Raw genomic sequence first — 24,006 nt, forward strand, 5'->3', positions numbered from 1 at the left:
GTTATGGCTTACTATCAGGCATTAGATAGCATTCTATTCGATTTGGACGGAACGGTATGGAAGGATTTTACGTTAGTTGATGGGGCTGCTGAAACGATCCGGACCTTGCAGGAAGCGGGTAAACGAGTGATTGGGCTGAGTAATCGAGGCACACATTCTCGAAATCAGATCGCATCATATTTTAGGGAGCAGGGTATCCAGTGGGAAAAGGAAGATATTATTTTATCCTCCTACCTTGCAGCTGATTATCTGCAGACCCATTATCCTAAACTGCCTGTATGGGTGCTCGGGGAAGAAGGCTTACGGGATGAGCTTACTGAAGCTGGTTTGACACTTGCTAAAGAACCGGAAGATGCTGATTGGCTCGTGATTTCCTTGCACACAGGTGTTACCTATCAGGATCTGAACCAGGCTTTTCGGGCTGTCATCCATGGCGCTAGGATTCTTGCAACCAATCAGGATCCTGTTTTCCCGGGAAAAGATGGTTTACAGCTGGATGTTGGTGGATTGATTGGAGCAATAGAAGCGTCAACAGGCAAGAAAACCGATATTATCGTCGGCAAGCCATCACATTTCATGTATCAAAAGGTAATGCAGCAAGCGGGCAGTGAACCAGAAAAGACAATGATTGTTGGAGACAGTCTGACCTCCGACATCGCTATGGGTGCTATGTTCGGCCTAAAGACAGCATTAGTGCTCACAGGAAATACAACAAAAGAACAGGCAGATATTTCTAGTATCAAGCCAGATCTGATTCTGCCATCCATCAAGGAACTTCCATTCACTTAAGAATATGGAGGAGATACGATGAAAACAATTGATGTCGAACATATAGAAGTTCGCGTGAAGCAAGGAGAGCATGTAGAGCTTCCGAAGACAGTCGACGTATTTATTGACGAAGGCGTGCAAGCAGCATACCGCGTAAGCTGGCCCAATCTGCCGGATCTCAGTGAAGCTGGAACATATGAATTTGAAGGAGAGATTGAAACGGATGATTTCCCAGAACCGTTCATCGAGCAGCGTGCTGATCCGTATATTCTGAAAGCAGAGGATGGATTCTACTATTTTACAGGTTCCTATCCTAAGTATGACAGAATAGTCCTGCGCCGCGCTAAGACATTGGAAGGTTTGCGTGAGGCAAAGGAACATACGGTTTGGGAAGCACGTGAATCTGGCATATTGTCAGAGCATATTTGGGCTCCGGAGCTGCACTATATAGATGGGAAATGGTACATACATTTTGCGGCAGGAGATAAAGAGGATGTGTGGGCAATACGTCCATATGTGCTGGAGTGTACAGGTGATCCGTTTTCTGATGAGTGGACGGAAAAGGGAGCAATCAATACAGATTTCCAAAGCTTCTCATTGGATGCCACAACGTTCGAGCATCAAGGTAGACGATATCTTGTTTGGGCTCAGAAAACAGAGAACGATACAATCTCCAATCTTTATATTGCCGAAATGAAAAATCCTTGGGAGATAAAAGGTGAGCAAGTGCTGCTGGCAAAACCTGAGCATCCATGGGAGACTGACGGTTTCGACGTTAACGAAGGCCCAGCATTCCTGCATCGCCACGAAAAAGTATTCCTGACATTCTCTGCCAGTGCAACGGATGATCGCTATGCAATGGGTCTACTATATGCAGATGAAAATGCTGACCTGCTTGATCCTGCATCATGGACAAAGCTGCCAGATCCTGTGCTGACAAGCTCGGAGAATACCGGTCTTTATGGACCTGGTCATAATAGCTTTACAGCGACAGAGGAAGGCTTTGATTTGCTTGTCTATCATGCTAGATCTTATAAGGAAATTGAAGGAAACCCACTATACGATCCGAACCGCCATGCTCGCATCCAACGTTTCTTCTGGAAGGATGAGATGCCGTATTTCGGTGAACCAGGGTATAGACTTAAAGATTTGAGCAAGGTAAAAGCAACAATAATAATTGAGTAAACGAAGATCCTTATACAACTGTATAAGGATCTTTTTTGTGTCCATTATGTGAAGAGGAAAAGGATTTATCCGGATTGCGTCAAGAGAAGGAAGAAAATCTTTGTTGACTTTAGCTGGAAAGTGAAATAAGATATTAATTGCTCTAACAAAAGTACTCTAATTTGAGTACTCTAAATAAACTAAAATACTCTCTTACTTAAGGAAGGATGCAAATATGAAATTTACACAGTTCTTAAAATCTAAAGGAGCTATCGGCGCTATTTTCATGGGTATTCTATATGCTGTCTTCATGCTTGGAATATTCCTCCCTGGTTATTCGGCGATACCGGGAAATGTTGATCAACTAAAGGTTGCTATCGTAAATGATGATGCTGGTGAAGTTGGTACTACAATCGCAGACCAGCTGTCAGAAAATCTGCCTTTCAAGGATATCGAAACGGATTTGACGAATAAGCAAGCGTTAGATGACTTAGAGAAAAACGATTTGGCACTAGTTGTCCATATTCCAGAAAATTTCTCCGAGAATGTACAAAGCGGAGAAGCTTCTTCTAGTATCGACTTTACGATTAATGAAGCAGGTGCAACGACTGTTTCCTCTACGATGAGTTCAGTAGTTGGACAGATTAATAATCAATTAAGTGCTCAGTTCTCGCAGCAGACAGCTGAAGGTGTATTGATGAACTTCAACGTACCGGAGGATCAAGCTGCAGCACTTAGTGACCAAATTGAAACAGCCTACCAAGGTAACGTTGTAACGATCAACGAAATGCCGGATGGTATGAACAACAATATGTTGCCTATGTTCTTGACAATGGCAGGTTATGTTGGTGCAATGATCGGTGGGATGCAATTAGTAGGTGCATTTAAAGAAAGCCAAGGAAAAGCAAGCAGAACGCGCCTATTCCTATATGTCCAGCTTACGGCATTGTTGATTGCAGTGTTTGCTGCATTGGTTGCGACAGGAATTGTCTATCTAGTGAATGACCCTAGCGGTGATTTGTTCTTCGGTATGCTAGGTCAGCAAATTTTGAACTATATGGTGTGCTTCAACTTCACAGCAATCTTCATCTTCTTGCTTGGCCAAGGTGGTATGATTCTAAACTTGCCAATCTTGTTGATGCAGACATTAGCAAATGGTGCTACCATCACACGTGATATGATGTACGCGCCATATGAATGGATGAGCCATATCTCACCAATGTATTACTCTGTGCAAGCATACTTTGCTAATCTGTTTGGAAGCACAAGCCCGAGTCCATTTATCTGGTCAATGGTTGCGGTAGGTGCTGCTGCAATGCTGATTAACATCATCATTGTTGTTTTCCTTCACAAACCGAAGGCGGCAGAAGGCGGAATTAGCAACGAAGAAACAGAAGCTATTAAAGTGACAGTTTAAATTTGATATAATAGAATCATTCTGCTTGAGGGAGCAAAGAGGATGTCCATTCAAATTTTCATACTCAGCAAACTGATGGAGGATAAAAACTATCCTTACAAACTTAAAAAACAGCTGTCCGAGCCTATCCCATTAGATCAACTTGGCGGGCTGACAGAAAGCAAGCTTTACTATCACTTCGATTCCTTAGCTAAGCAAGGATTAATTGAAGCAGTGGAAATCATAAAAGAAGAACATCGCCCCGATAAGCAAGTATTTCAGATTACAGCAAAGGGTCGCGAAGAGCTGCCGAAAAAGATCTATAAAGTCATGAAGAATGCAGATAAGATAAGCGACATGGTCGTTTGCTTAGCTAATATTAAATATGTTGAGCGTGATAAAGTAGTCAGTATTCTAGAAGATAAGCTAGAAAGAATTACAGATCGCTGGGAGCAAATCAAAACCTTCGATAAGCTTGTCCAAAAAGATGAAGATAAAGAAAAATTCATTGATTTTATGAGTGGCTATGTAACAACAAGAACGGAACATACCATTCATTGGTTGGAAGAGTTAATCAAGCGAGTTAAACAAGGGGATTTTTAAATATTGTTTGAAATACACCGCAGAAGCCCAGGGCTTTCGCGGTGTATTTTTTTGTGAACGGATTAAGAAATCAAATAGTCGCAAGAGGCTGGAAAATTAAACAAATAAAATTATAAGTAGCTCCGAGTTTCACCTTCTCTAAAAATAGAAAAACCGAACATAAACGAATTTTATTTAGTTAATTAACTATATAGTTCGGTTTTTGCTTAGTAAATTACATTTTTACTATTGACTTAGTACGATATAAATAGTTAAATTAATCATAATTATTAAAATATTTAGTGAGTGGAGGCGGGATTTCTGTCCAGTACACATTACGAGGAAATTAAAAAGCTTGGTGAATCTATTTATGAGAATCCTGAATTAGGCTACAAAGAGGAACATACGAAACAGGCAGTCATTGATTATCTAAAGAAATATAATCCAGAATGTACTATTCAAAAATTCAGCACAACTGGTTTGCGAACAACACTTGGTGAAGGAAAGCCTATACATATTGCCTTTTTGGCTGAATTGGATGCCGTCTATGCACCGTCGCATTTCCGGGCAGACTCGGAAACAGGAGCTGCTCATAACTGTGGACATTACACGCAGGTGGCCATCGCACTAGCTCTTTATCGCCAGCTAGTCGAATCAAAAGCATATGAACAATTCGATTATACAATCAGTTTTATTTTCGTTCCTGCAGAAGAATATTTAGATCTTGCTTTTCGTGATGAGCTGATACAGAAGGGAGTCATCTCACATTATGGTGGAAAGCCGGAAGCGATGAAGCTTGGTGTGTTTGATGATATTGATGTGAGCATCTGTGTGCATGCGATGGGCGGGGAATTTTCGAAACGTACTATTGAAATTGATTGTGATTTGGCGGGATTCTTATATAAGCGTTACACCTTTAAAGGAAAGTCAACACATGCTGGGTTCGACCCATTTTCATCGGTCAATGCCTATAACATGTCTACGTTGTTCCACACCGCAATCAGTCTTGGGCGGCAGCAGCTGGATGAGAAGGAAAAAGTCCGTCTAAACCCAATTATAATGGAATCGGATATGTCGACGAACGTCATACCGAATCAGATAAAAGTAGGGACTGATTTACGTACGCTATCGACACCATATATGCAAACTGTCGCAAAAAGATTGGATGCTGCAGCACAAGGCAGTGCGTTGGCGCTACAGGGTGAAGTAGAAATTGATACGCAAATGGGCTATTTACCGTTTCAACAGGATCGTTATTTATCGTCGTTTGTGAAAGCAGCTTATGAAGAAGAGGAACAGATTGAGGATATTTGGGAGGATAACAGCATCAGTGCAGCGGGCGATATTGGAGATTTGTCCTATATGATGCCGTGTATCCAAATTGGCTATAGTGGGTTTACAGGGACGATTCATGGTGATGATTTCATCGATGTCGATCCGGAATATATCTATGATATCTTTCCGAAATTCCTGTTTCAGGTGCTGGACAAGCTGAATGGCAAGATTGATAGAAGCAAGCTGTACAAAAGGTCCTATGAGGAGTATGTGCAGTTGATTCAATCTATTTTAGAACAAAAGGAGGAGCATGGAATTGAAGCGTAATTATGTAATTCTACTTGTCTTCGCACTTATTGTTATTACCGCAGCAGAAATGATTGGGACACAATCCCTATCATTCGGAGCATTCTCTGTTTCCCTGCTACCGCTTGCTTTCGCAATTCTTATTACGATGATTCTCGGCTTGCCAGTCATTCGGAAAGGTTTCTTGAAAAAAATATACAGCAAAGCGAATGTGCAATTCTCCAGCAAATATTTGATTTTCATCATGCTGCCGCTAATGGCAAGGTACGGTGCTGATGTTGCACCGCAGCTGAGGGAAATCCTCAATGTCGGATGGGTATTCATTGCTCAGGAACTTGGAAATCTCGGGACTGTGTTATTTGGTTTACCAGTGGCATTGCTTATCGGATTGCGGCGAGAAGCTATTGGAGCGACGCTCGGTCTTGGCCGGGAAGGGGAGCTTGCATACATATCGGAGAAATACACACTTGAATCAAAGGAAGGGCAGGGAGTTCTGTCTCTTTATATTATCGGTACGCTTTTCGGTACCATTTTCTTTAGTTTGATTGCACCGATTATGCTTGATATTGGTTTCCGTGTAGAAGCATTGGCAATGGCATCCGGAGTTGGTTCCGCGAGTATGATGACCGCTTCATCTGCCACATTAATAGAGAGAGTTCCAGAAATGGAAAGCACCATCCTCGGTTATGCCGCAGCAAGCCAGCTGCTTACAAGTTTCCTCGGAACTTTCACAATGGTGTTCCTTGCAGTACCATTGCAGCGTTTCTTGTACAACAGACTGACAAAAACGAAAAAACAACCGGAGGTGCCAGCGGATGTCCGTGCAGCTGAATAAATATTTTAAATATGGATTAGTCATCCTGCTTAGTACGGCTCTGATTCTATTTACGCAGCAAATCAAGCTGTTGAAGGATCCTGCATCTACGCCAGTCGAATGGATGACAATTATGGGTTTATTAACTCTATGGCTATTCTCGATGATTGGTGTGCTGCTATCTGATTTGATGAAAAAAACGCCAATAAAAATACTACAGGAATTTCCGATGCTTGGCTGGGTTGCAGTTACATCCCTTGTTCTGTGCATGTTCTTCGATTTCTTTGTAGAAGCAATTGGTTATGTGGACTTTCTTGCTATTACAACACCTATCTTAACTTTTGCGGGAATCTCGGTAGTAGACCGATTAGTTGATTTGCGCAAGACATCCTGGAAAGTCGGTATTGTCGCAGTGTTTGTCTTTACCGGAACTTATGTCGGCAGTGCCCTATTGTCAGAGTTAGGGCTATTTTTGGCCAATAAATGAGCTGGGGTAACCTCCAGCTTTTTTATTATGCTTGAAGAATGAGATAGGAGCTCTTTTGACATGCTATCAGCGTATCTCTAGAAGGATATAATGGAAGAAATAAAATGCGAAGGCGAGTTGGTTTTAATGGATACCCAAGTAACTTCGAAAATGAAAATATAAGCCAGCTAGTGTGGTATATAATCCTATAGTAGATCCCGTTAAGATAGGCAACTTCTGGTTTTCGTCGAGTTCCGAAGTATGGAAGGAAGGCACGACTGCACGACTGTTACATTAAAATATGATAGCAGAAGTAACTATAGAAGTTCTGGAAGTCGAAGAAGATAGGAAAATCGTTTTTCATGGGGAGAAGAGTCCAATGAAAAAACAGTTGTTACCATTACACTGAAAGAATTGGATGATACAAGTTCAGTCATTGAAGTGGTTGAATCAGGGTTTAAGGAAGGCGACCCTGATATAGTAAGAAAGATGCTAGGACAAAAAGAAGGCTGGGTATATACGTTAACTTGTTTGAAGGGTTATTTGGAAAATGACATTAGTAGTCTGAGAGCCTCATTAATGCATTAATATAACTTTTTGTTTTTAAGGCTGCCGGAAAATTTCGACAGCTTTTATTTATTATCCTAAACGAAAGAGCGACAAAAAGAATACGACCTTTTCCATTTAAGCAATTGTTTCTTTTTCCTTGGAAAACTCCATCAGCTCTAGTTTATTTCCGAAGAGATCTACCAATGTCTCATCCTTTCCAAATATTGTTTATGTTGATAGAATATTCTATATAAATTGATAGGTACCCTTCATGGAAGGAGTTGTTTTCATATTTACTTATCGAAATGATGTCAGAAAGATTCTAATTCCTTATTTGCAGAAACTCTCTCCGCAGCAATGGAATGCCGATGCCTACCATAATACTATTTCCTGGGTAATCGAACATATGGCTCAAACGGAGGATTATTGGGTATTTCAGATTGGACTGAGTGAAGAAAGCAGATTATCGGGAAGTGATCAGAATCCGTTAGCACAGTATCTCCAAATCAGGAAAGAAACTGATCAAGTTCTGCAATCTTTACAAGCAAATGACTGGGACAAGCTGGTAGATGTTCCTGACTTCTCAGATGGATGGAAACCCCCATCTGAACCGACGATACGCTGGCTGTTCCATCATGTCTATTCTCATGAAGCGTATCATGCTGGTCAGATTGGAGTTATTGCCAAGTTGAATGGATTCAAGGGACCATTGTTCTGATAGTACAAAAAATATGTGGTGGTGATTAGTATGTTTCATACTGAACTGTTCGTACATAAGCTATCTGCATCTATTGTTTTCTATCGTTGTTTGTTTGGAAAAGCTTGTGTGGATTATAACGAGAAAAGAGCAGTCTTTAAGGATGAAGATGGCACTTCACTTTTGCTGACAGATGAATCTGTGCTAGGTAGTAATCACTATTTTGCCGCTATGGCAGAATCCAAGAAAGGAAAGGGCGTAGAACTGATTCTCCCTGTAAACGACGTGGAATTGGTATTTAACAAGATAAATCGTATATATCCAGACTTTATTGAATCTGCAATTGCTTCTCAGCCATGGGGGAAACTTGATTTTCGCATAGTGGATCCTGATGGATATTATGTTCGGGTAACCTCGTAAGTTTCATAGAATAGAAAGGGATCTTTTAATGGGAAGCATTACTATTATGTGAGCAAAGAGCGTATATTAATATGCTCTTTTTTTATGAGAGGGTTTTAGAGTGAGAGAGTAGAAGAGAAGTGTATGAAGAAACCAAAGAAGAAAGGGAGAGGTAGAATGAAAAGCCATGAAGACATTGCAAAAACATTTATTGATTTTTCAGAGAACGAATGTCAAGGTTCCAGTCCTCTTTATGTTGCATTAGCAAGGGGCGTATCAAGTGATATGGAATTATTAGAGTTATGTCAATATGCACGTTCTGGTCAACCTATCCCTAACCTATTTTTTGGATCTGTGCACTATCTTTTATTGAAAGGTAAGAATCATCCTTTAAAGGAATACTACCCCAGCATAGTCAATCAACCTAAAAATCCAAAGGAAGCCTATCCTAAATTCAAAGAGTTTTGTCTTTGTTATAAAGATGAAATAACATATTTGTTAAAGGTGAGACTTGTCCAAACCAATGAGGTAAGGCGTTGTGGTTATCTTTATCCAGTTTTCTCTGCAATTTATGAGAATATCAATAAGCCGCTGGCATTGATTGAAATCGGAACTAGTGCAGGCTTCCAGTTGCTATGGGATCATTATGCATACTCATATGGTAATAACAAATGGTATGGTAACAACGATTCAAAGTTAAGAATCGTAGTAGGTGTAAATGGTGATAAGTTTCCTGAGATGGCTAATCAATCCCCAAAAGTAGGTCTGCGAATAGGGTTCGATTTGAATATCGTAAATTTACATGATGAAGAGGAAAAATTATGGCTCAGATCACTCATCTGGCCGGAGCATGAGGACAGAGTAGTGATATTCAAACAAGCAACAGAGTATGTGCTGCAGAATAAGTTGACCTTAATAGAGGGCGATGGGTTGGAATTATTAGATCACTATGTAGAGGATATCCCATCGACTCAAACAATTTGCATCTACCATACGCATGTTGCGAATCAAATGTCCATTGAAGATAAGAAGTATTTGCTACGAAAGGTCGAATTGATTGGGGAAACAAGAGATGTTTATCATATCTACAATAATATCCAAGATGATAAGCTTCATTTGGACTATTATGAAAATGGTAAAGGACATTTTGCTACGATAGCAGAGACAGAAAGTCACGGCAGATATTTCACATGGCTTATGAACTAAAAATTAAAGTAAGAGCACACAATTTGTGCTCTTTACTTTTAGAGTACTAGTTAGTGGCTCTGCGAAAATAGTTCAGGAAACAAAGCATGCCGCTTATTGCTAGTAATAGTACAGTTATTACTGTCAGGAAGGCGATATCCGGAGCGAATGCTGAGATGCTGTGCCATGGTGACTGCATAGTATAGATCAAAAAAGGTATTAGAATTGCTCCAATCATTAAAGAGAGGACGCCTATCATTAGCATAGTCTTTCTCTTCTTGAGCTTCTTCCTTTTTACTATCAAGATAATAGTCCAGCGAAAGAGTCCAGTTACAATAAGACCTAATATCAATTGTGAGGTTGGAAAGTAACTAGGTATTTTCTCAGGCTCATTGCCATGCATGATGTCAATAATACCTTGTTTGAGTAAAGGCAAGGAGGATTCTTCAAGAATGTGATTCTTATTGGTTAGAATGACAGCTCCCCAATCTTCTTCTGGGATATAAAACAATTCTGCATGTGCATCAGGAGTGGATCCAGAATGCCAAACGATGTCTTTTCCTGAATCAAGCTTCGTGTGCCGAAGTCCATAACCGTAATAGTCTTCGGATTTTCTCTCGTAAAGTCTTTCTGTGTATCTATTTAAAACAGATGTTTCAAAAGTATCATTACGTCTGCCAGAAAGTAATAAGATGAGTTGGCTCATATCTTCCGCGCTGGATGTGAGGGTGCTGTATGGAGCACCGCTGTTGTCATATGGGAGTTTACTTTTAGCAGGAAAGCCGAACCAGGATTGATACCCTGTGTGATAACCAGTACGATTGGCCATATCCACATCAGCTGCGGTATGTGTCATTTGTAACGGGAAGAAAATTTGCTTTTCCATATAATCCGCAAATTTCTGAGCTGAAATTTCTTCTATGATCGCTCCCAGAATTAAATAATTAGCAGCACTATACTGATGAACGGAACCTGGATCATGTGTGAGTGATATACTGGACAGCTTTTGAACGATTGTCTTTAGTTCAATTTGTTCTTCAATACCTAAATCAGCGATTTTTAACCCGTCATAGCTGCTTATGCCGCTTGTATGTGTCAGCAAATGCTGTATAGTTATCTTGCTTTCAGCTCCATTGAGCTGCAACGACGGAAGGTAATTACTTATAGGATCATCAAGAGTAAGCTTTTTTTCATCGACTAATTTTGCGATTGCAAGACCAGTGAAAGATTTACTGATGGAACCTAGAGCAAAGGGTGTTTTTGGGGTAACATTATCTTCATCTTCGCCAGTGGTACCCCACGCATACTCATAAACTGTCTTGCCTTTACTTACAATGGAAATAGATGCGCCTGGAATTCTTTCCTTTTTAAGATACTTCTCCAGATAATCTGTCAATCTGGATTCTGTCTTCGTTTCTGCTTGAATGGGGTTTGAAAAGAGCGTGCAGCAGGCAATTAGAAGTAAGCAAAGGAGAGTATGCTTCATCATTTAGGTCCTTTTCACCCTGCGATAACTGTATAAGCCAACAAGAGATGTGATGATTAGTGCTGATAGCAAACTAATCATGATAAGTGTAGTATTCCACCATAGATTATCTGAAATGCTGTACAAGATATTGTAGTCAAAGTCAGCATTTTGGTATGAGGGACTGAATGTTTGAGTGAGGAACATTGTTAAAATAAGCTGGGAAATTAGATAGGTCACTGTAAAATACAAGAATCCCATCATATAATGCTTCTTTGACAAAGTTCCTCTTTGTTGATGAGGATACTGAACTTCATTTATTTCTAGATATTCTCTAACAAATTCAGCAGGTGTTTCCAAGTCTTCAAATGGGTCTATACCCTGCAATCTGGATTCCTCCATATGCTCCCGAAGCTGTTGCTCTATAGTATAGATTTGTTCCTGTGTTGCCTTGCTAGTGATCAATTCCTGGGTTACCTTCTTCATATACTCCTTTTCTTTCTGTGGAAATTCCACACCCATTATAATCCCTCCTCATTATTCGTGAGTAAAGCCCTTATATTGGTCTGAAGTTCTTGCCAGTCTCCGATGATCCTTTGTAGATGTTTTTCGCCTTGGTGATTTATCGTGTAGTAGATACGCGCTTTACCGCTATCGGTAATTTCACTGCTGACAACAACCCATTGCTGTTCCTTCAATTTATTAAGAATAGGGTAAATGCTGCTTACTCCTTTCAGCTTTAAATCGTATTTCTCCAATTCTTTCATAATTTCATATCCATAGCTCTTTTTCTTCTTTAAAATCGATAATACACACATTTCTAAGTGACCTTTGAGTAAACTTGTTTTGTTCATGATATAAGATTAATTCAGTTATATACTTCAATCAAGTATATAATTGTAAATTTAATACAAATAACTTTACCGAATTCCGCTTTTTATTCTTATTATTCAAAATTATTGCGCATTTTTGCTTTACAGTTTAAATTTAGTTCATCAAATTTACTGAAAGGGGGAAACAATATGAAACTAATTCGCTTTCAAGAAACACATGCAAGCTTGGTTGATGCCTATGTACTATCAGAAGAACAGCTTCGTTTTACTGCACATCCATCCAAAAGTATCCCCTTATGTAAGGCGGAACCGAATCGTCATGCTATCTTAGGTATAGAAAATGATCGCCTTGTAGTTTATTTCGCTTTGCATGAACAGGAAGGCGTACAGCCATATTCAGATAATCTCAAAGCAATACTGCTACGCACTTTATCCACTGAATATCATGAACTCGGAAAAGGATACGGAAAAGCTGCAATGCAGCGGCTACCCGAATTTGTACAGCTTCAATTTCCGCACATAGATGAGATAGTACTTGCGGTGAATGTAGCAAATGAATTTGCTCGTAAGCTTTATACGAAGTTTGGTTATCAGGATACGGGCCGTCGGGTTATGGGTTCGAAAGGGATGCTTATTGTGATGAGCTATCCATTAGAGGTTCCAGTCAAAAGATAAAACATTTATATTGTGAAATACTATAAGTTTACACGTGTTTTTCTTGTTCTTATAAGTCCTACCGTTTGACAAAAGACCAACTGGTAACTATATTGATTACAAGTAACGTAATTAATTACATGAAATTGGGGGCAATATATATGAAACTTTTAGTAACTGGAGCTACCGGAAATCTCGGAAGCAAAACTGTAAAAAAACTACTTGAAACAGTTCCTGCTGAAAATGTAGCGGTAAGTGTTCGTAATCCAGAAAAAGCTGAAGACTTCCAAGCGCAAGGAGTAGAGGTGCGGCAGGGGGATTTTGATCAGCCTGATTCTTTGGATAAAGCATTTGCTGGGGTCGATCGTCTATTGCTTATTTCTGCAGATGGAGATAATGACACGCGAATTCGCCAGCATACCCAAGCAGTGAAAGCAGCTGCTAAGGCCAATGTAAAATTTATTGCTTATACAAGCGTTGTAAATGCGCAGGAAAGTGAGTTGTTCCTGGCTCCGACGCATAAAGCTACAGAGCAAGCGATCATGGACACAGGAATTCCTTACGCATTCCTTCGCAATAACTGGTATTTTGAAAATGAAGCTTCAAGTATTGAAGGAGTGCTTGCAGGAGCGCCGTGGGTGACGTCTGCAGAAGAAGGGAAAGTCGGCTGGGCACTGCAGCAGGATTATGCAGAAGCTGCGGCAGCTGTACTGGCAGGTGAAGGGCATGAGAATAAAATCTATGAACTGTCAGGACCACTCCTTACTCAAGCAGAAATTGCAAAAGAAGTAGGCGATGTCCTTGGTAAGGAAGTACAAGTCCAGCAAGTGGACGATCAGACTTATGCAGGAATCATGAAAGAAGCAGGTGTCCCTGAATTTCTTCTACCTATGCTTGTTGATATCCAAAAAGGAATCCGTGAGGGTGCTTTGGAAGTAGCGAGTGATGATTTCGAAAAATTGCTTGGCAGACAAGTGACGCCACTTCGTAAAGGAATTGAACAGATAAAGGAACAAGCGTAGAAAAGCTGGCCTAAGGGCCGGCTTTTTTTGTACATAATTTTTCCTGAATTGGCTCATCCTAATATCTGTGCAAGGGAAAGGCGGCACAAGTATGAACTTGTTTAGGAGGATGACAATGGGAATTTTGAGCGGAAACCCGCAGGATGAGCCGTTGCATTATGGAGAAGTATATGGTCTGTGGACGTTTGTTTTGACAGGTAATAAGATGATTGCAAATCATCAGATGCTGTTGAATCATGTTGGTGATGATGATCTGAAGAAATTGATCGGCGAAGCAATTGATGGCGCACAGGCAGAGGTTAAGCAAGTATCGGAAATACTGAAGGCTAATGGTATTGCATTACCTCCTGCTGCTCCGGAACCCCCGAAAGTAGATCTAGAATCTATCCCAGTCGGAGCACGCTTTATTGATCCTGATGTTGCAGCTACAGCTTCTGCAGCTACAGCGGCTGGTCTTGTCAGCTGCAGTACGATGATGGGTCAGTCTATCAGAGAAGATGTTGGCATGATGTTCGGACAGTTCCATACAAACAAAGCGATGTTAGGTGCGAAATTCCTGAAGCTTTTGAAGGAAAAAGGCTGGCTGATTCCGCCGCCATTGTATCAAAATAAAGAAGATTAAGATGAAGAAGCAGCCTGGATAGGCTGCTTTTTTGCTGTATCTTCCCAATAGTATCCTAAAAGATACTATGCCACTTTTAAGTGCGTACTTGTTGCAGTGTCTAAAAAACTTAATAATAGATAACAGGGGATTTAGGGGAATACGATCCTGAATGAGGAATAATGGAGGTTTTACAGAATGAACGTATTAGTTGTTAAAGCAAATAACCGCCCGGCTACCGAGGCGATTTCTAGCAAAATGTATGAGTCTTTCATGCAAGAAATTGAAGGTGCAGAAAATCTTTCTGTTACTACTTATGATGTATTCGCAGAGGATACACCTTACTTCGGCCAAGAGTTGTTCGATGCTTTCGGTAAAGTACAAACTGGTGCTGAACTAAATGATACAGAGCAGCGTCTATTGGCTGCAAAACAAAAAGCGATGGATCTTCTTACAGCAGCAGATGTAGTTGTATTCGCGTTCCCACTATGGAACTTGACTATTCCTGCTAAATTGCAAACATTCATCGACTACGTTTATGCTGCAGGATTTGCATTCAAATATGATGCAGAAGGCAACATGATTCAATTGATGACTGACAAAAAAGCAATCTTCCTAAATGCACGCGGCGGCGTATACTCTGCACCAGAAGCTGCACCAATGGAAATGGCTGTTAACTACATGCGTAATGTATTCGGCGGTATCTTCGGAATGGAAATCATCGATGAAGTAATCATCGAAGGTCATAATGCATCTCCTAGCGAAGCAGCTTCAATCGTAGAAGCTGGTCTTGCACAAGTGAAAGAAGCAGCTGCACGTTTGAAAACTTTAGCATAATACAAAAAAAGATGAACTGGCGACAGTTCATCTTTTTTTGTATTTATTTAGCTTCTGCTTGATTATGTTTCTTTGATTGCTTATGGATTGTATGCTTGGCTCCCCATTCATGCATTGCATGCAAAATTGGTTCAAGACTTCTTCCGTATTCCGTAACGCTGTATTCAACTTTCGGAGGAACCTGCGCGTATACCTTACGTTCGATGATATCTTCTTCTTCTAATTCACGAAGCTGGTTTGTCAGCATTTTCTGCGTGATACCGGGTAAACTACGCTTCAGTTCATTAAAGCGCTGCGTTCCACTATTAAGCAGATGCAAAAGGATGACTGGTTTCCACTTTCCTACAAGAATACCGAGCGCATCCGTCACTTTACACATTTCCGGCTGAATTTCTACAGGTACATCTTTCATCTTATATCCCCCATTCACAGTATCCTTTTCTATACTATACCACTTTGAAGTGCGTACTTTCCAATAAGAGTACTTTGGAGGATAATGGTTGTACGATAAAGCTTAGGGAGACAGAACTATGGAAAAATACCGCATTGACCCAAGTAAGGGTATGGAATTTGGCATATACACATTAGGAGACCACTTGGCTGATCCACGAACAGGCGAACGTATCTCTGCCAAAGAAAGGATTCAACAGATGGTTCGGCTTGCTCAGCTAGCCGATCAGGCTGGTATCGATTTCTTCAGTGTTGGTGAAAGTCATCAGCCTTATTTTGCATCGCAGGCTCATGCTGTTATACTGGCAGCAATTGCGCAAGCTACGGAAAAAATCAAAATCGGCAGTTCCTCGACAATCATTAGTACATCAGATCCTGTACGAGTGTATGAGAACTTTGCGACGCTCGACTTAATATCTAATGGACGCGCAGAAATTATCGCTGGCCGTGCATCACGTGTTGGGTTGTTTGAATTGCTTGGATACGACCTGCATAACTATGAGGCGCTTTTCGAAGAGAAGTTCGATTTGCTTCTTCAACTAAACGAGGAAGAAATCGTTAATTGGAGCGGTGAATACCGTAGACCTTTGCGTAATGCAGAGGTACTGCCTCGTCCAGTCACTGGCTCTCTGCCGATTTGGCGTGCTGTGGGCGGAACACCTGCCAGCGCAATCAAAGCAGGTTATGCTGGTGTACCGATGACAGTGGCAATGCTTGGAGGACCGGCAGGCGTGTTCAAACAGACGATTGATACTTACCGGGAAGCGCTGGCAGCACGTGGATACGATCCGACTCAGCTGCCAGTAGCAACGACAGGCTTCTTCTATGCAGCGGAGACAACACAGGAAGCGTTACGCGATTATTATCCGCACATAAATGAAGGTATGAAAAAGACGAATGGACAAGGGTTCCCGAAACAGCTATTTGCACAAGGTGCCGATCACCGAAGCATCATCAATGTCGGCAGCCCGCAGCAAATCATTGAGAAAATCCTCTATCAGCATGAGCAATTCGGTCATCAGCGTTATTTAGCCCAGCTTGACTTCGGCGGTGTGCCTTTCGAGAAAATGGCACGGAACATCGAGTATATTGGTACTGAAATTTTACCGGCTATCAAGAAATATACAAAGCAGGGGGGCGCTGAGCAATGAAAGTGGTAGGTATATCCGGTTCGATTGTCGGATCAAAGACAAAGACAGCAATGTCACTTCTTTGGGAAGAGATGAATAAGGCTTATCCTAATGCAGAACATGTGCTATTGGACTTGGCAGACTATCAGCTGCAATTCAGCGATGGAAGAAACTACTTGGATTACACTGGTGATACAGCATACGTAACCGAGCAGATTATGCAAGCAGACATTCTGTTTATCGGAACACCAATCTTCCAAGCGTCCATTCCAGGTACATTGAAAAATGTATTCGACCTGCTGCCGACACAGGCATTACGCGATAAAGTCGCAGCTATCGTAGTCACTGCTGGATCAGCAAAACATTTCCTAGTGGCCGAGCAGCAGCTGAAACCAATTCTTTCGTATATGAAAGCTCATCTTGTATCATCGTACGTATTTGCAGAAGAAAAGGATTTTCTGAACGGAAAAATTATGAATGATGATGTGCATTTACGAGTGCAGAGACTTATTGAAGATGCATTCGACCTGGCGGAAGCACAGGCTTCCATACGAACAAAAAAAGAAGCAGAATACGATTTTTGATGAGAAGTGATTTAGAAAATAAATAACCGGATGAATTAGTTTTAATTACTAATTCATCCGGTTTTATTTAGTGTTTTTTTATAAGTTATCTACCTGCAGCTTCTGCGTATGCATCGATAATTGTGCCATCTTCATATACTCGGTAAATCCCTACAGATCCGGTTCCGCCATTTTCCATTGCTGATTTGGACTTTACAATTACATAATAGTACGTGCCGTATTCATCTTCCTCCGTATCTCCGCCTGTTGAATCAATTAGGAAATCATCGTCATAGTAATCAAGCTGCTTAATTACTAGATTAATAGCTTCATCGGCGCTTCCTACAAGCTTCGAATTCGTGGTTTCCTGTGAGGCATTTCTTGCGCTTTGATCGATAATCGTTCCGTCTTCATACACAAGGTAAGTGTCTGCGGTACCAGATCCACCATTCTCTACCCATGACTTTACTTTTGTGACTAAAGTATAGTAGGCACCGTAGCCATCCTTCTTGAGGGTTCCACCCAAAGAATCAACAATGAGATCGTCGTCATCGGTGATGGAAAGTCGATCTTTAAGCAGAGCAACAGCTTCATCAGAGCTATTTATAAACTTGGTCTTATCCTCGCTAGTTTCTGTTTCTTCTGGGTTTGTTTCACTAGTATTGGCCTGACTAACCGTATCTGTGTCAGCATTATCATCGTTTGCATCCTGCTGTGTTTCGGACTCTGCTTTAGCTTCAGTTGTTAACTCATTCTCAAGCACTGCAGAAGTAGGTGTATCTTTATGTTCCATCTGAATTTCTTTGGTATGTAAATTAGTTTCGTATGTACTTGCCTCTTCTGTATTACTACATCCAGCTGCAGTCAGCAGAAGAAGAATAGGCAATGCAAAAAAGCGTAATCGTATTTTGCGTCTTATCAATTCTATCCATCCAATCTTTTACAGTTATCTACCTTTCCAACTGTAACACAAATGGGATTTGTACCCAATTATTTCATTGTAAAATTAATAAATATTGTGTAGCTTTCAGTCGAGATTGGTAATAGTGAATTTTTTTGTAAATAAGCTGTATGTAGGGTGTTGCCAAAATAGAATGGACGCACCGCCTGGATCACCTTTCTTAAAAGCATGTAAGATGGAGATACATTTCATGTTAAGCACCACATTGCATCATCCTTCCGTCATATACTTGTCTTACTTATATTGTAAGCGGTTTGATATCTTGTATATAGAGGCTTATTTTGTGATTATTTGGAAGAAAGTGTCGAACAATAATAATGTAGACAAGAGGATTTTGTTTACATTTGAGTGGTCTTTTATTATAACTAAAACTGATCGCTGGTCAAAATAGGAGGATGAAATGATCCTGAAACGAATTCGGTTGGGTGTTGTGACTTTGCTGGCAATCGGTATTGCTGGATATTCTGTAGTTCAGTACGGGTTTGTCGGATTGGATAAAGCAGGCATGGTAATGCAGAAAATCAGTTCTGGTGAGGTTTTATCAGATATGTGGAGAATCATGCTCAGTATACACATTGCCACAAGTATCTTCGCGCTCGTACTTGGTCCGTTTCTGCTCCTGGATAGTATCAGACAAAAGAATAAAGTATTACACAAACGGATGGGCTATATTTATACAGCAGGGGTAATTGGTGGAGGGATAACTGGTCTTTATTTGGCTTACTATGCATCTGGGGGAACATTTGCAAAAATAGGTTTTGCCTTGATGGCAATCACCTGGCTGGTAACAGTCTTCTTTGCTGTGAAAGCAGCAACCCAAAAGAAAAATAGCCCAGCATCGACGCTGGACAATGGTCATTTACAGTGTGACATTCGCTGCTGTCACACTGCGAATCTGGTTAGGTATGTTTATGTTTGTTTTCGGCCCAGCTCTATATGATGTGTATTATGCTTACACTGCTTGGCTTTCTTGGGTCCCGAATATACTCATTATGCTTGTATACTTGCAGCGTAAAAAAAGCTTTTCCTATTGATGATTCGGCTGCTTCGTTTTTTTACTAGGTATTAAATAGGATCCGATACCGAGAAGAAGCGCCCCGAATAGTGCCATACAAGCACCGATTATTGTATGCTTTAAAGATAAGTAAATACCGCCGACTAGGATGAAAGTTCCAACAAGATGCAAGAATATATACTTTTCCATCATAATCTCCCTCTATAGCAAAGATGCTATACCTCAAGATTACTAAATAGTTTGATAATAAGCAAATAAGCGTTTAACTTAGTCAGCGAAGGGAAATCCATATATGAAGATGATTTTGAAGGAGGCACTATTCGTGCAGGAAAAGTTTGATGTAGAGTTTACGTTTATTGGTGGGGAGAAATACACATTCACAGATTATCAGTCTGGATCTTATGTTCACGTTGTCAACGAGATTAAGGCAAGTGAAAACGGCTGGTTCGGTGTAGCTGGAGAAGTTGTTAATCTTGCGAATGTGACGAATGCAAAAGTAATCGAAAAATAAGGGCAAAATGCAAGCACCTATCAAAGATAGGTGCTTTTTTTGTTGAGTGGCAACAGAGGATAGTGTGTGTATTAGACAGAGGAATACTGGTAAACAAATTTGGATAACGGAATTTTCCTGGAAATTACTATATGCGTATAATATAATCTTATAAATCAGACAATTCAAACAAAGAGAGGGAGAAAGAAATGCCAGAACAAACAAAACAAGTTGATAAAGAGGAACTAGCAGCACAGCTGCTTGAAGTCCAGGAAATAAAGCAGCCAATAAAATTTATCAGCCAACAACATCACCTTACAGTAGAACAGGCCTATGAAGTACAAGAGACTTTTGCCAAAAGAAGAGCCGAAAAAACTGGCAAGCAAAGTAATGGACATAAAATAAGTATGACAAGTCCCGCCACGCAGGCATTATTCGGAGCGAAGGAGCCAGCTTATGGAACGTTATTTGAAGATACAATACATACTGGTGATACAGAAATAGAGCTGGCTTCGATGTTATCTCCACTACTCGAGCCGGAGATTGTTTTTGTACTAAAAGAGGATTTAAGTATTGGAGCGGAAGAAGAGGAGATATTAGCGAAAAGTATCCTCTCAGCCGGTATAGAGATACCCGATTCCCGTTTCGCTGATTGGTTCCCGAAGTTCCAGCTGATGGACTTAATCTGTGATAATGGCGTGACAGGAAAAGTGGTTGTTTCTGAAAAAGGCCGAGATGATTTGGCACTAAGAGAAGTGGGAAGTATCAAGCTTACTTTAACACATGACGGAAAAGAGGTAGGTACGGGATTTGCCTCGGAAGTTATGGGAAATCCCGTCACTTCGGTAGCTTGGCTGACAGAGAAATTAGCTGAAAAGAATTTGTTCCTGAAAAAAGGAATGGTAATCAGCTCCTGTACATTCCTATCTCCAATTCCGTTAGGGAAGGGACTATACGAAGCTGATTTCAGTTTGCTAGGCAACGTGAAACTCCGTGTCTATTAATTTGTAAGAAATGTTGACAAACTATTCTGCTGCGATTATAGTTAGGAATAATTCGAAATTGATCGAAATATTTTAACAAAAGCGACGAATGGGAGTAGTAGTAGGATAGGCATAGCCATAGAGAGCTGCGGGTTGGTGAAACGCAGACTATGTCTTCCTTCGAACTCACCCTGGAGCAGCAGAACTGATAGATTTATTCTTTAGGTTTTGACGAGTGACCTTCGTTACAAGGTGAAGAGTGGGTTTTTATAAAACCAACAAGAGTGGTACCGCGGAAGTAAAGAAGCTTTCCGTCTCTTTTCCATCCTAGATGGAGATGAGACGGAAGGCTTTTTTCTTTGGAGAAATGCTAGAGAACAACAAGGAGGCAACATCATGAAGAAAGATCAACATGGATTAAAACGAACAATGACAGCACGCCATATTATGATGATGGCGTTGGGCGGGGCAATCGGTGCCGGCTTGTTCAAAGGTTCAAGCTCCGCTGTCGATATGGCTGGACCATCTGTCATCCTTGCTTATTTAATTGGAGGCATTATTCTTTTATTCGTTATGCAAGGTCTTGCCGAAATGGCAGTACAAAATAAGGAAGCAAGAACCTTCCGTGACTTAGTACAAAATAGTATCGGAAAGTTTCCGGCATTCTTCTTGGATTGGATTTATTGGAAGATGTGGGTGTTAAACATTGCGGCTGAAGCTGTAGTGGCAGCAATTTTCTTGCAATATTGGCTTCCTGATTATCCGGTATGGCTATTGACGCTGATTGTTGCGGTGCTTGTGACAGCAGTCAATCTTTTCTCGGTTAAAGCATTCGCAGAGACAGAATACTGGCTGGCATTAATCAAAATAAGTGTTATCATTCTATTCATTCTTGCTGGTGTCGTCCTGCTGCTTGTTTCATTCGGAGATCACACAGCTCCCGGATTCAGTAATTTGACAGCACATGGCGGATTTTTCCCGAATGGTGCCGGAGGTCTAGTTACAGCAATGCTTGTTGTTATTTATTCCTATGGAGGAACAGAAATCATTGGTGTGACGTTGGCTGAAACGAAAAATCCGGAAAAGGTCGTACCAAAGGCAGTCCGCAGCACGCTGACTCGGATTATCGCTTTCTATCTGTTTCCGTTCTTCATTATTGTGAGTCTTATTCCGTGGAATGAAGTGAACGGATCAGCAGTAAGTCCATTTGTGCTTGTCTTCCAGCTTATCGGAATTCCGGGAGCAGATCACGTCATGAACGCAGTCATCTTACTGGCAATCATCTCGTCCATGAATTCAGGTCTTTATGGCTCATCACGCGTGCTTTATACGCAAGCACTCGACGGCAGAATTTCGAAACGGTTCGCTTGGCTGTCAAAAAGACAAGTGCCGGTTGTCGCTATACTTGTTTGTACTTCTTTCTTATATGTAGGTGTGCTTATTTCCTTGTTTATAGGAAGCAAGACATTTGATTATTTGATGGGATCACTAGGTTACACGGTTCTATTCATTTGGCTGATTATTGCTTTTGCCCATTTGAAATCCCGGAAAGGTCGGACTGATAAGTCGACATATCATGTCAAAGCATTTCCTGTGACGACATGGTTTGCAATCCTTGCACTGTTACTGATCCTGATTGGAGTAATATGGACAACATCTGTGATCATTACAGCAGTGACTTTGGCTATCTATCTAGTAATTATCGGAGCATATTTCATAAAGAAGCGTAAAAATAGGCTATAATTCTCACCTGTAAAGTTAAGTTTTAGAAAAATTTGATTATTGCACCCCTGTTTCTGTTCAGATACTATATACTAGTATACTTATTTTGAGTCAGGGCTATACTACATGTTTCCATGCTCGAAATGAAGGAAGAGGGGAGCATAACATATGGCTGAAGAAAAGTTAGCCAGAGGATTGAAAAACAGGCATGTCCAATTGATCGCGATTGGCGGAGCGATTGGTACGGGATTATTCCTTGGTGCCGGGAAATCGATTCATCTGACTGGACCATCCATTTTATTTGCGTATTTAATTACCGGTATTTTCTGTTTTCTTATCATGCGAGCGTTAGGGGAGATTCTATTAAGTAATCTTGGATATGGATCATTCGTGGACTTTATCGGTGATTACTTTGGTGATAGGGCTGCCTTCGTTACTGGATGGACCTATTGGTTCTGCTGGATATCGATTGCGATGGCCGATTTGACTGCAGTGGGAATCTACACACAATTCTGGTTCCCGGGAGTGCCGCAGTGGATGCCGGGTCTAGTTGCACTTGTTATACTGCTCATTATGAACCTAGCGACTGTGAAACTGTTCGGTGAGATGGAATTCTGGTTTGCCTTAATTAAGATTGTTGCAATCCTGGCATTGATTGTTGTCGGTGTGTTTATGATACTCCGCGGTTTCTCGACAGATGCTGGACCATCCAGCTTTGCGAACCTTTGGGATCATGGCGGTTTCTTCCCAAATGGCATCCATGGATTTATTCTGTCATTCCAAATGGTTGTCTTCGCTTTTGTCGGAATTGAACTTGTCGGTCTGACAGCCGGAGAAACAGAGGATCCGGAAAAAGTCATTCCAAGAGCAATCAATAACATACCGATTCGGATCCTTGTATTCTATATTGGTGCGCTCATCGTTATCATGAGTATCTATCCATGGGATGCAATCAATCCTTCGGAAAGTCCGTTTGTTCAAGTATTTACAGCAGTTGGTATCGTCGCAGCTGCAGGTATCGTCAATTTTGTCGTTTTGACATCAGCAGCATCAGCTTGTAACAGTGCGGTCTTTAGTACAAGCCGTATGGTTTATAGTTTAGCTAAGGAAGACCACGCACCGCAGCCGTTCAAAAAGCTGAATTTACGTAAAGTACCGAAGAACGCATTGTTCTTCTCCATAATCGTCATATTAATTGCGGTTATTCTGAACTATATTATACCTGAAGGTGTATTTACCTTAATTACTAGCATTTCGACAGTCTGTTTTATCTTCATCTGGGGTATTACAGTTCTAGCCCACTTGAAATATCGTAAGACACGTCCAGAGCTAGCAAAGAAAAGCAAATTCAAAATGCCATTATCTCCGATATCCAACTATCTAATCCTGGCATTCCTGGCATTTGTTATCGTAGTACTAGCATTAGCTGAAGATACACGTATTGCCTTGTTTGTCACACCAGTATGGTTCATTATTTTGTTAATTGTTTATCAGGTTCGGGTAAAAGCGAAGAATAATGCAGCAAATAATTGATAAGAAAAAGCCCTCTTTTGGAGGGCTTTTTTTTGTGCAGCTGGGACATAACTAAATTCCCATTACTTAAAACCGAATGTTAATCTTGAGCGCCGCTTCGGCAGAACACTCCGCTTTCCACGGGCACGGCCTCAGCCTCCTCGTGG

The 24,006-nt window shown here is 40.9% G+C and carries 28 protein-coding genes and 1 other annotated feature; of the genes, 22 read left to right on the forward strand and 6 right to left on the reverse strand.

The genetic code is table 11. The annotated features are described in order from the left end of the window. Positions 1–3: 3 nt before the first annotated feature. The 10 genes from AE2B122_RS11000 to AE2B122_RS11045 all read left to right on the forward strand — a co-directional run bounded on the left by AE2B122_RS11000 (position 4) and on the right by AE2B122_RS11045 (position 9,622). Positions 4–789, forward strand: coding sequence for an HAD-IIA family hydrolase (locus tag AE2B122_RS11000; protein WP_095218931.1), 786 nt, complete (start codon positions 4–6; stop codon positions 787–789). Between the two features lie 18 nt (positions 790–807). After that, positions 808–1,953, forward strand: a complete 1,146-nt coding sequence (locus AE2B122_RS11005; RefSeq protein WP_175074113.1) for a family 43 glycosylhydrolase — start codon at positions 808–810, stop codon at positions 1,951–1,953. Between the two features lie 214 nt (positions 1,954–2,167). Further along, entirely contained in the window at positions 2,168–3,349 is a 1,182-nt protein-coding gene (locus AE2B122_RS11010; RefSeq protein ID WP_175074114.1) for a YhgE/Pip domain-containing protein, read from the forward strand. A gap of 42 nt (positions 3,350–3,391) precedes the next feature. Next, positions 3,392–3,931, forward strand: a complete 540-nt coding sequence (locus AE2B122_RS11015) for a PadR family transcriptional regulator (protein WP_175074115.1) — start codon at positions 3,392–3,394, stop codon at positions 3,929–3,931. A gap of 285 nt (positions 3,932–4,216) precedes the next feature. After that, complete coding sequence (locus AE2B122_RS11020; RefSeq protein WP_254593481.1) at positions 4,217–5,512, forward strand: M20/M25/M40 family metallo-hydrolase; 1,296 nt, start codon at positions 4,217–4,219, stop codon at positions 5,510–5,512. Then, positions 5,496–6,326 carry a DUF3100 domain-containing protein gene (locus AE2B122_RS11025; RefSeq protein WP_175074116.1) on the forward strand — a complete coding sequence of 277 codons (831 nt, stop codon included), beginning with the start codon at positions 5,496–5,498 and terminating at the stop codon, positions 6,324–6,326. Before AE2B122_RS11020 ends, AE2B122_RS11025 begins: the two co-directional genes overlap by 17 nt. Beyond that, entirely contained in the window at positions 6,307–6,792 is a 486-nt protein-coding gene (locus AE2B122_RS11030; RefSeq protein WP_175074117.1) for a hypothetical protein, read from the forward strand. The genes AE2B122_RS11025 and AE2B122_RS11030 overlap by 20 nt, the downstream gene beginning before the upstream one ends. A gap of 799 nt (positions 6,793–7,591) precedes the next feature. Beyond that, positions 7,592–8,038, forward strand: coding sequence for a DinB family protein (locus tag AE2B122_RS11035; protein ID WP_175074118.1), 447 nt, complete (start codon positions 7,592–7,594; stop codon positions 8,036–8,038). A 30-nt stretch (positions 8,039–8,068) separates the two neighbouring features. Beyond that, positions 8,069–8,437 (forward strand): VOC family protein, encoded by a 369-nt coding sequence (locus tag AE2B122_RS11040; protein WP_095230865.1) that lies wholly within the window; start codon positions 8,069–8,071, stop codon positions 8,435–8,437. A 123-nt stretch (positions 8,438–8,560) separates the two neighbouring features. Beyond that, a complete protein-coding gene (locus AE2B122_RS11045; protein ID WP_254593482.1) occupies positions 8,561–9,622 on the forward strand; it encodes a DUF2332 domain-containing protein in 1,062 nt (353 codons plus the stop codon). A gap of 46 nt (positions 9,623–9,668) precedes the next feature. On the opposite strand, the gene AE2B122_RS11050 is transcribed toward AE2B122_RS11045, so the two are convergent. From AE2B122_RS11050 to AE2B122_RS11060, 3 genes are read right to left on the reverse strand one after another with little or no spacing between them, the layout of a single operon-like run. Next, positions 9,669–11,090 carry a serine hydrolase gene (locus AE2B122_RS11050; protein ID WP_254593483.1) on the reverse strand — a complete coding sequence of 474 codons (1,422 nt, stop codon included), beginning with the start codon at positions 11,088–11,090 and terminating at the stop codon, positions 9,669–9,671. Then, positions 11,091–11,588, reverse strand: coding sequence for a hypothetical protein (locus AE2B122_RS11055; RefSeq protein ID WP_095233284.1), 498 nt, complete (start codon positions 11,586–11,588; stop codon positions 11,091–11,093). It lies immediately after the preceding gene. Beyond that, positions 11,588–11,920: a PadR family transcriptional regulator gene (locus AE2B122_RS11060; RefSeq protein ID WP_095233285.1), complete on the reverse strand. Its 333-nt coding sequence runs from the start codon at positions 11,918–11,920 to the stop codon at positions 11,588–11,590. The genes AE2B122_RS11055 and AE2B122_RS11060 overlap by 1 nt, the downstream gene beginning before the upstream one ends. 168 nt (positions 11,921–12,088) lie before the next feature. On the opposite strand from AE2B122_RS11060, the gene AE2B122_RS11065 reads away from it, so the two are divergent. The 4 genes from AE2B122_RS11065 (at position 12,089) to AE2B122_RS11080 (ending at position 15,013) form a co-directional block, all read left to right on the forward strand. Beyond that, positions 12,089–12,574, forward strand: a complete 486-nt coding sequence (locus tag AE2B122_RS11065; protein ID WP_175074119.1) for a GNAT family N-acetyltransferase — start codon at positions 12,089–12,091, stop codon at positions 12,572–12,574. Between the two features lie 140 nt (positions 12,575–12,714). Beyond that, on the forward strand, positions 12,715–13,575 hold the full coding sequence (locus AE2B122_RS11070) for an SDR family oxidoreductase (protein WP_175074120.1): 861 nt from the start codon (positions 12,715–12,717) through the stop codon (positions 13,573–13,575). Between the two features lie 115 nt (positions 13,576–13,690). After that, positions 13,691–14,197 (forward strand): DUF3231 family protein, encoded by a 507-nt coding sequence (locus tag AE2B122_RS11075; RefSeq protein WP_175074121.1) that lies wholly within the window; start codon positions 13,691–13,693, stop codon positions 14,195–14,197. Between the two features lie 177 nt (positions 14,198–14,374). Then, positions 14,375–15,013, forward strand: a complete 639-nt coding sequence (locus tag AE2B122_RS11080; RefSeq protein WP_175074122.1) for an FMN-dependent NADH-azoreductase — start codon at positions 14,375–14,377, stop codon at positions 15,011–15,013. A gap of 43 nt (positions 15,014–15,056) precedes the next feature. Here the strand turns inward: AE2B122_RS11080 and AE2B122_RS11085 are convergent, their stop codons facing one another. Then, positions 15,057–15,425, reverse strand: a complete 369-nt coding sequence (locus AE2B122_RS11085) for a helix-turn-helix domain-containing protein (protein WP_038558413.1) — start codon at positions 15,423–15,425, stop codon at positions 15,057–15,059. A 118-nt stretch (positions 15,426–15,543) separates the two neighbouring features. Here AE2B122_RS11085 and AE2B122_RS11090 point away from each other — a divergent pair, with 118 nt between their 5' ends. Together AE2B122_RS11090 and AE2B122_RS11095 are read left to right on the forward strand one after the other, a co-directional pair. Continuing rightward, positions 15,544–16,614, forward strand: coding sequence for an LLM class flavin-dependent oxidoreductase (locus AE2B122_RS11090; RefSeq protein ID WP_175074123.1), 1,071 nt, complete (start codon positions 15,544–15,546; stop codon positions 16,612–16,614). Continuing rightward, complete coding sequence (locus tag AE2B122_RS11095) at positions 16,611–17,177, forward strand: NADPH-dependent FMN reductase (protein WP_175074124.1); 567 nt, start codon at positions 16,611–16,613, stop codon at positions 17,175–17,177. The genes AE2B122_RS11090 and AE2B122_RS11095 overlap by 4 nt, the downstream gene beginning before the upstream one ends. Positions 17,178–17,262: 85 nt before the next feature. On the opposite strand, the gene AE2B122_RS11100 is transcribed toward AE2B122_RS11095, so the two are convergent. Beyond that, complete coding sequence (locus AE2B122_RS11100; RefSeq protein ID WP_175074125.1) at positions 17,263–18,078, reverse strand: hypothetical protein; 816 nt, start codon at positions 18,076–18,078, stop codon at positions 17,263–17,265. A gap of 439 nt (positions 18,079–18,517) precedes the next feature. Between AE2B122_RS11100 and AE2B122_RS11105 the strand changes: the two genes are divergently transcribed. Both AE2B122_RS11105 and AE2B122_RS19510 read left to right on the forward strand, forming a co-directional pair. After that, complete coding sequence (locus tag AE2B122_RS11105) at positions 18,518–19,057, forward strand: DUF2306 domain-containing protein (RefSeq protein ID WP_175074126.1); 540 nt, start codon at positions 18,518–18,520, stop codon at positions 19,055–19,057. Continuing rightward, entirely contained in the window at positions 18,969–19,151 is a 183-nt protein-coding gene (locus AE2B122_RS19510) for a hypothetical protein (RefSeq protein WP_371809566.1), read from the forward strand. Before AE2B122_RS11105 ends, AE2B122_RS19510 begins: the two co-directional genes overlap by 89 nt. Here the strand turns inward: AE2B122_RS19510 and AE2B122_RS11110 are convergent. After that, a complete protein-coding gene (locus tag AE2B122_RS11110) occupies positions 19,145–19,321 on the reverse strand; it encodes a hypothetical protein (RefSeq protein ID WP_175074127.1) in 177 nt (58 codons plus the stop codon). The genes AE2B122_RS19510 and AE2B122_RS11110 overlap by 7 nt on opposite strands. 133 nt (positions 19,322–19,454) lie before the next feature. Here AE2B122_RS11110 and AE2B122_RS11115 point away from each other — a divergent pair, with 133 nt between their 5' ends. The 4 genes from AE2B122_RS11115 (at position 19,455) to AE2B122_RS11130 (ending at position 23,860) form a co-directional block, all read left to right on the forward strand. Beyond that, positions 19,455–19,643, forward strand: a complete 189-nt coding sequence (locus AE2B122_RS11115) for a hypothetical protein (protein ID WP_038558421.1) — start codon at positions 19,455–19,457, stop codon at positions 19,641–19,643. Positions 19,644–19,831: 188 nt separating this feature from the next. After that, positions 19,832–20,626: a 2-keto-4-pentenoate hydratase gene (locus AE2B122_RS11120; RefSeq protein ID WP_175074128.1), complete on the forward strand. Its 795-nt coding sequence runs from the start codon at positions 19,832–19,834 to the stop codon at positions 20,624–20,626. Between the two features lie 75 nt (positions 20,627–20,701). Next, positions 20,702–20,927: a binding site (T-box leader), on the forward strand. A 74-nt stretch (positions 20,928–21,001) separates the two neighbouring features. Continuing rightward, entirely contained in the window at positions 21,002–22,348 is a 1,347-nt protein-coding gene (locus AE2B122_RS11125; RefSeq protein ID WP_175074129.1) for an amino acid permease, read from the forward strand. A gap of 147 nt (positions 22,349–22,495) precedes the next feature. Beyond that, entirely contained in the window at positions 22,496–23,860 is a 1,365-nt protein-coding gene (locus tag AE2B122_RS11130; RefSeq protein ID WP_095218903.1) for an amino acid permease, read from the forward strand. Positions 23,861–24,006: the final 146 nt, after the last annotated feature.

It is taken from the genome of Terribacillus sp. AE2B 122, from assembly GCF_902497585.1.
In the GTDB taxonomy this organism is placed as follows: Bacteria; Bacillota; Bacilli; order Bacillales; family Amphibacillaceae; genus Terribacillus; species Terribacillus saccharophilus_A.